The 5,370-nt window shown below is 65.8% G+C and carries 6 protein-coding genes; 2 read left to right on the forward strand and 4 right to left on the reverse strand.

Going from position 1 to position 5,370, the window contains the following annotated elements:
- Positions 1–178 precede the first annotated feature (178 nt).
- The 4 genes from hsaB to hsaA are packed head-to-tail and all read right to left on the reverse strand — an operon-like array spanning position 179 to position 3,725.
- On the reverse strand, positions 179–763 hold the full coding sequence (hsaB, locus tag I0Q12_RS09280; RefSeq protein WP_197251651.1) for a 3-hydroxy-9,10-secoandrosta-1,3,5(10)-triene-9,17-dione monooxygenase reductase subunit: 585 nt from the start codon (positions 761–763) through the stop codon (positions 179–181).
- Entirely contained in the window at positions 763–1,662 is a 900-nt protein-coding gene (gene hsaC, locus I0Q12_RS09285; protein ID WP_197251652.1) for an iron-dependent extradiol dioxygenase HsaC, read from the reverse strand. The genes hsaB and hsaC overlap by 1 nt, the downstream gene beginning before the upstream one ends.
- A complete protein-coding gene (hsaD, locus tag I0Q12_RS09290; RefSeq protein ID WP_197251653.1) occupies positions 1,659–2,537 on the reverse strand; it encodes a 4,5:9,10-diseco-3-hydroxy-5,9,17-trioxoandrosta-1(10),2-diene-4-oate hydrolase in 879 nt (292 codons plus the stop codon). The genes hsaC and hsaD overlap by 4 nt, the downstream gene beginning before the upstream one ends.
- Before the next feature lie 12 nt (positions 2,538–2,549).
- Positions 2,550–3,725 (reverse strand): 3-hydroxy-9,10-secoandrosta-1,3,5(10)-triene-9,17-dione monooxygenase oxygenase subunit, encoded by a 1,176-nt coding sequence (gene hsaA, locus I0Q12_RS09295; protein WP_197251654.1) that lies wholly within the window; start codon positions 3,723–3,725, stop codon positions 2,550–2,552.
- 188 nt (positions 3,726–3,913) lie between these two features.
- On the opposite strand from hsaA, the gene I0Q12_RS09300 reads away from it, so the two are divergent.
- Positions 3,914–5,059 (forward strand): Rieske 2Fe-2S domain-containing protein, encoded by a 1,146-nt coding sequence (locus I0Q12_RS09300; protein WP_197251655.1) that lies wholly within the window; start codon positions 3,914–3,916, stop codon positions 5,057–5,059.
- A gap of 2 nt (positions 5,060–5,061) precedes the next feature.
- A partial coding sequence (locus I0Q12_RS09305; RefSeq protein ID WP_197251656.1) for a hypothetical protein occupies positions 5,062–5,370 on the forward strand: 309 nt, incomplete at its 3' end.

The following is a 5,370-nucleotide window of genomic DNA, read 5'->3' on the forward strand; positions in this document are numbered from 1 at the left end:
GGGCGGGAGACCCCGCCCCGGGACCGGCGCTGTGGTTCGCGGTCGCGGACTTTCGGCTATTTCGCAACAGCCCGTTCAATCGATCGAATGTACCGCTCGCTCGGGAAAGACGGGGGTCTCGGAAAGGACGTGGGTCTCGGAAAGGACGGGGGTCTCGGGACGACCGGGGGCGGGACGACTACAGCCAGGTGTCCTCGGTGACGCTCGTGAGAAACGCCTCGAGGTCGTCGCGCCAGGGTGCGGGCACCGTCTTGTCCGGTTCGATACCGGTGTACTGACCGCGGTAGAACAGCAGAGGACGTTCTTTCTCGTCCCGCACCTCGCTCAGCGAGGCCACGCGTCCGAACACCACCCAGTGGTCTCCCCCGTCGTGCACGGTCTCGACGGTGCAGTCGATGTGGGCGAGCGAGCCGGTGAGGATCGGTGAGCCCAGCGGCGAAGGCGTCCAATCGATTCCGGCGAACTTGTCGGGTTCGCGAGATCCGAAGCGGGCGCACGTGTCCTGCTGTTCCTCGGCGAGCACGTTAACGCAGAAGCGACCGGACCGTTCGATCGCCGCCCAGGACCGCGAGGCCTTGGTCGGACAGAACAGCACCAGCGGCGGTTCGAGCGACAGCGCCGCGAACGACTGGCACGCGAAGCCGACCGGAGCGCCGTCGTCCACGGTGGTGATGATGGTGACGCCGGTGCAGAACTGCCCGAGGACGTTCCGGAACCGGCGCGGGTCGATGCCCGCGCCGGATTCGGTTTCGCTGCCGGACATTACTTGAATCCCACCGAGAAGTCGTGACCCCACAGGCTCACCGCGGTGCTCTCCCGGGCGATCCACTTGTCGTCCTCGACTTCCAATCCCTCGCAACCGTATTCGACGTCGAAGCCGCCCGGGGTCTTCATGTAGAAGGACAACATCAGGTCGTTGACGTGCCGGCCGAGGGTGGCGGACAACTTGACCTTCTTGCGCAGCGCCCGGTCGAGGCACAGCCCGACGTCGTCGGAGTTCTCGACCTCCACCATCAGGTGCACGATCCCGGTGGGGTTCGGCAGCGGCGCGAACGCCAGGCTGTGGTGGCGCGGATTGCAGCCGAGGAAACGCAGCCAGGCCGGTTCACCGTCCGCGGGCCGCCCGACGACCTGCGGGGGCAGGCGCATCGAGTCGCGCAACTTGAAGCCGAGCACATCCCGGTAGAACTCGAGGTCCGCCGCGTCGTCCTTGGTGGCGAGCACGACGTGCCCGAGGCCCTGCTCGCCGGTGACGAACTTGTGGCCGTACGGGCTCACGATGCGCCGATGCTGCAGCGCCACGGTGTGGAAGATCTCCAGTCGCGACCCGGAGGCGTCGCGGCACTTGATGAACTCGACGACGTTGCGCTCGGCGGCCTCCTCCTTGGTGCCTTCCTCGAATTCCCAGTCCGCCTTGGCCAGTCGCTCGCGGATCTCCTGCAGCCCTTCGGCGTTGGCGCACTCCCAGCCGGAGGAGTAGAGCCCGTCCCGCTCGCCCGGAACGATGACGAGACGAGCCGGGTAGTCGTCCATCCGCAGGTAGAGCGCGTCGGGATCGGCGCCCTTGCCCTCGACCATGCCGAGGACCTTCAGCCCGTAGTCGCGCCAGGCCGCCATGTCGGTGGCCTCGATGCGCAGGTACGCCAGTGCGCGGATGCTCATCGGTTGTCTCCCTCGAGCAGGAAGTCGGATGCGAGCCTGTTGAACTCGTCGAACTTCTCGAGCTGCGCCCAGTGGCCGCAGCCGCCGAACACGTGCAGTTGCGCGCGCGGGATCATCTTCAGCGCCACGAGCGCACCGTCGAGCGGGTTGACGCGATCCTCGCGACCCCAGATGAGGAGCACGCGCTGCCGCAGCTTGTAGGCGTCGCGCCAGAGCATGCCCTTCTCGAATTCACTGCTGGAGAAGGACTTGCCCATCGCTTTCGCGGCGGCCAGGGATTCGGGGGTGCTCGCCGCGGCGAACCGCTCCTCGATCAGTTCGGGGGTGATCAGCGACTGGTCGAACACCATGATCCGCAGGAACGCTTCGAGGTTCTCGCGGGTCGGCTCGTAGCTGAACTTGCCGAGGTTCTTCACGCCCTCGGTCGGATCCGGGGCGAACAGGTTGACGCTCAGACCACCCGGCCCCATCAGCACGAGCCGTCCGGCACGGTCCGGGTAGTCCAGCGCGAAACGCACCGCGGCGCCGCCGCCGAGCGAATTACCGAGCAGGTGAACACGTCCGGTGATGCCGAGCGTGTCGAGCAGATCCTTCAGCGCGGAGGCGCTGTGCACGAAGTACTGCGGGTGCTCGGTGGGCTTGTCGGACTTGCCGTAGCCGGGCTGGTCCACCGCGAGCACGTGGAACCGCTGCGCCAGGACCGGGATGTTCTTGGAGAAGTTCGACCACGAGGACGCGCCCGGGCCGCCGCCGTGCAGGAGCACGATCGTCGGGCCGTTGCCGACGCCCGCCTCGTGGTAGTGCAGCTTCAGGTCCGGGCGGACCTGCGCGAAGCGGGACGTGGATTCGTAGGTGAGTTCTTCGGTCGTCGTCATCGATCGCCTCCCCTAGACCATCGTGTCCGTGAGCGGCAGACCGAATTCGGCGCCACCGAACATGACGTACGCGCGCTCGGCGTCGTTCGCCGCGTGCACCCGACCGGCGTGGGCGTCACGCCAGAAGCGCTGGATCGGAGTGCCGTTCGCGAGAGCGGTCGCTCCGGAGTTCTCGAACAACAGGTCGATCGACGCGATCGCGCGACCGGTGGCCCGCACCTGATCGCGGCGAGCGCGCAGACGCAGCTCGATCGGAACTTCCTTGCCCGCCAACAGGTATTCGTACTCGTCGGCGACGTTGCCGGAGAGCTGACGCCATGCGGCGTCGATATCGCTGGAGGCCTCGGCGATGCGGACCTTCGAGAACGGATCGTCCTTGGCCTTCTCGCCGGCGTAGGCGGCGCGCACTCGCTTGCCCTGATGCTCGACGTGGGCGTCGTAGGCGCCGTAGGCCATTCCCACGATGGGGGCGGAGATCGTCGTCGGATGGATGGTGCCCCACGGCATCTTGTAGACCGGAGCGGTGTTGACCTCGAGACCCGGCGACGCCAGATCGTTCATGGTCTTGAAGCTGAGGAAGCGGTGCCGCGGGACGAAGACGTCCTTGACGACGATCGTGTTCGAGCCGGTGCCGCGCAGGCCGACGACGTTCCACACGTCGTCGATCTCGTACTCCGCGCGCGGGATGAGGAAGCTGCCGAAGTCCACCGGGCGGCCGTCCTTGATGACCGGGCCTCCAACGACGACCCAGGTCGCGTGGTCGCAGCCCGACGACCATGCCCAGGCACCGTTGACCTTGTATCCCCCGTCGACGACCTGGCCGGCGCCCATGGGCGCGTACGACGAGGAGATGCGCACGTCGGGATCCTCGCCCCACACGTCCTCCTGCGCCTGCTGGGAGAACAGCGCCAGGTGCCAGTTGTGGATGCCGATGATGCCGGCGACCCATCCGGTGGAGCCGCACGCGCTCGCGATGTTGCGAACCGCGGTGTAGAAGGTCACCGGATCGCACTCGTATCCACCCCACTGGGACGGCTGGACGAGTTTGAAGAAGCCGGCCTCCTGAAGCGCCTTGATCGAGTCGTCGGGGATGCGGCGGAGGTCCTCGGTCTCCTGCGCACGTTCCCGGAAGGAAGGGAGCAGCGCGTCGATGCGCTGCAGTACCTCGTGGCTGTCGTGGTCGCCCACTGGACGCTCCCGTCTGCTCCGAATTGATCGCTTGAATCGAGACTAGAACACGTTCTTATTTCTGTCGAGGGTCGCGCCCCACCGCAGGTCGGTGCGGTTTCGTAGGGACCAAAGTCTCCTATCACTTCCGGATCGGTACGAACTTCTATAACGTGTTCTAGTAGGAATCCGAAGGGAAGTGAGGGGACATGGCACCGATTCGCGAGATCGACGTCGGAGAAGCCCGGACTCGGTACGCACGAGGCTGGCACTGCCTCGGCCTGAGCAAGACGTTCAGGGACGGCAAGCCCCACTCCGTGCAGGCGTTCGGCACCAAACTCGTCGTCTGGGCCGACACCAACGGTGATCTCAAGGTTCTCGACGCCTACTGCCGCCACATGGGTGGCGACCTGTCGCAGGGCGAAATCAAGGGCGACGACATCGCGTGCCCGTTCCACGACTGGCGCTGGAACGGCAGCGGCAAGTGCGCCGACATCCCCTACGCCCGCCGCGTTCCGCCGCTCGCCCGCACCCGCGCGTGGATCACCACCGAGAAGCACGGCCAGCTCTTCGTCTGGAACGACCCCGAGGGCAACCCGCCGCCGCCGGAGATCACGCTCCCGGAGATCGAGCAGTACGGCAGCGACGAGTGGACCGACTGGACCTGGAACCAGATCCTCATCGAGGGTTCCAACTGCCGCGAGATCATCGACAACGTCGTGGACATGGCGCACTTCTTCTACATCCACTACGCCTTCCCGACATTCTTCAAGAACGTCTTCGAAGGGCACATCGCGGAGCAGTTCCTCAACACCCGCGGCCGCCCGGACAAGGGCATGTCCACCCAGTACGGCCTTGAGTCGACGCTCGAGTCGTACGCGGCGTACTACGGCCCGTCCTACATGATCAACCCGATGACCAACAGCTACGGCGGCTACAAGGTCGAATCGGTGCTGATCAACTGTCACTACCCGATCACGCAGGACTCGTTCATGCTGCAGTACGGCATCATCGTCAAGAAGCCGACGGGCATGACCGACGAGCAGTCGGACAGGATGGCGGCCAAGTTCACCGAGGGCATCGGGGAAGGCTTCCTGCAGGACGTCGAGATCTGGAAGAACAAGACCAAGATCGAGAATCCGCTGCTCTGCGAGGAGGACGGTCCGGTCTACCAGCTGCGCCGCTGGTACGAGCAGTTCTACGTCGACGTCGCCGACGTCACCGAGAAGATGACCCAGCGTTTCGAATTCGAGGTCGACACCACCAAGGCCAACGAGGCCTGGGAGGCGGAGGTCGCCGAGAACATGGCCCGCAAGGCCGCCGAAGCGGAGAAGAAGCAGGACGCGGAGGTCTGACGATGAGCGCCTCGACCCGAAAGAGCAAGTGGGCGAAGTCTCCGAGTTTCGCGGATCAGCCGGACCGGGTCGAGGCGATCGCCGCCCAGACCGCCATCGACAAGATCAACTACCTCGACTCGGGCATGAGCGAGATCGAATGCCGAAGCTGTGGCACGTGTGTCCTGGTGCGCAAGAACAGCTTCCGGCAAACGAGTATCCAGTGGCAGTCCGATCCGAAGGAGACGTGCCCGGTCTTCCGGGACGCCGACCGCGCGGGCGGCCCGCGCGAGGGCTGCCCGAACCTGCGCGCGAGCATCGAGCAGGCCGTG

The sequence above is a fragment of the Rhodococcus sp. CX genome, from assembly GCF_015865005.1.
Classification (GTDB): Bacteria; Actinomycetota; Actinomycetes; order Mycobacteriales; family Mycobacteriaceae; genus Rhodococcus.